The 1,366-nt window shown below is 17.7% G+C and carries 2 protein-coding genes; one reads left to right on the top strand and one right to left on the bottom strand.

The annotated features are described in order from the left end of the window. Window positions 1–579 precede the first annotated feature (579 nt). Entirely contained in the window at window positions 580–696 is a 117-nt protein-coding gene (locus KTO59_RS04650; protein ID WP_445083527.1) for an SVM family protein, read from the top strand. A gap of 480 nt (window positions 697–1,176) precedes the next feature. On the opposite strand, the gene KTO59_RS04275 is transcribed toward KTO59_RS04650, so the two are convergent. Beyond that, window positions 1,177–1,366, bottom strand: a 190-nt coding sequence (locus KTO59_RS04275) for a hypothetical protein (protein WP_284928817.1), incomplete at its 5' end; no start/stop codon positions are given.

The following is a 1,366-nucleotide window of genomic DNA, read 5'->3' on the forward strand; positions in this document are numbered from 1 at the left end:
TTTAGTAATAATTTTTTGTGTTTATTTTAAATTGAGTTCAAAATTAATATCTCACAACAATGAGTCGGACAACCCGTCAAATAAGACTATGAAATCATCATGGTAAATAAATAAAAATTTTTTATTACACTTTATTACACATTTAAAATATAAAGTATATATAATATAAATAATTATTATATGAGTGGTAAAGGAGTTCGCATTTAAATGAATTTATATGTTTTTTATATTATTAATATTATTAAATTTATGTTACTTTTATTTAATTTTTATTATTATTTAATACCATTGTTTTATATATTATTTTATAACTATAAAATATGTAAATTAAAAGATAAAAATATACCAGCTAATATTAACCATAAAGAGAGAAAATGTTTTATTCATTTTTTAAACACTATTTATTCTTCTTTGATTTGCATAGTTTTAATTTATGATTTTGTTCTTTTTTTGGTTGCATATTTTAATTTATGATTTTGTTAGATAAAAAAATATATAATTAAAAAAACAATTAATAAAAGTAAAATTATAATATATTACCTCAACTGAGGGGGAAAAAATTAAAGGAGTTATTAATTAATTTTTAAATTAAAAAAACAATTATTTTTATTTAAAATAGTTTTATTTATGGGTTTAGGATTATTATTTTTTGTTAATGATTATAAGGTTGTGGCACACTGTTATAAATTTTTGTAAATAAATTCATTTTTAAAACCTTTTTTTACTAAAAAAAGACTATTTTTTTAACTAATCTGTTAAGTATTAAAAATGAATTTATTTACAAAAATTTATAACACTGTATCTTTTTACTTTTTTACTAAAATTTGATAAGTTGTTAATAATAAATCTTCTTTATATAATGAGAATGAAAATTTAAAATTCGCTACTTTATAAATAAAAGATTTTTAATTCGTTTGTTTAATTTATAAATTTCTTCTTTTATTTTTTCATTATTTATTTCTTTATTTTTTAATAAAAAAATATCAAGTTTTTTAAAAAGATTAAAAAATAAATCAAAATAACATGATTCAATTTCTAATACACTTTGTTTAAAATTATTAATTTTTAAAACCTCTTTTCGCTAAAAACAAACAAAGACTAGTTGTTTTAAACTAGTCTTTTCGGGTATCAAAAATGAATTTATTTACAAAAATTTATAACAGTGTGGGTTTTCAATTAATTATTATGTGAATAAATTTTTAAACTTTTAAAAAAACTATTACACTTCCGAAACTCTTCTTGAGAATATATTTTTTGCGCTGTTTTGCGATAAAAATCATCTTCTAAACTGATGAAAAGGCGAAATGCTCCTTTTTTTCCAAAATCAATTTGTAAATTTTTAGGATAATCCCAGATTTTACAATGT

The organism is Candidatus Phytoplasma sp. AldY-WA1, from assembly GCF_020312115.2.
GTDB classification, from domain to species: Bacteria; Bacillota_I; Bacilli_A; order Acholeplasmatales; family Acholeplasmataceae; genus Phytoplasma; species Phytoplasma vitis.